1 protein-coding gene is annotated in these 302 nt (G+C 58.3%); it reads left to right on the top strand.

Features of this window, described 5'->3' with window-relative positions:
- Positions 1–302: integrase core domain-containing protein (locus tag QMX78_RS21535; protein ID WP_282273499.1), on the top strand; the 302-nt coding region annotated here is incomplete at both ends.

Here is a 302-nt window from a genome sequence, read left to right as displayed (position 1 = left end):
ACGGCAAGGAGTTCTGCGGCAAGGCGATGGTGGCATGGGCCTACGAGCGAGGCGTGCAGTTGCGTTTGATCCAGCCAGGAAAGCCAAATCAGAACGCCTATATCGAGAGTTTCAATGGCCGCCTACGCGACGAATGCCTCAACGAGCACTGGTTTCCCACACTGCTGCACGCACGTACCGAGATCGAAACCTGGCGGCGGGAATACAACGAGGAACGACCGAAGAAGATCTTGGGCGGCCTGACACCGGCCGCCTATGCCCAACAGTTGGCGGCCAAAGCCGCTACGATTAAATCTGGACTC

This window comes from Stenotrophomonas sp. PS02298 (assembly GCF_029959445.1).
In the GTDB taxonomy this organism is placed as follows: domain Bacteria; phylum Pseudomonadota; class Gammaproteobacteria; order Xanthomonadales; family Xanthomonadaceae; genus Stenotrophomonas.
The sequence above is the reverse complement of the archived record's forward strand: the minus strand, read 5'-3'. Positions and strand labels throughout refer to the sequence as shown.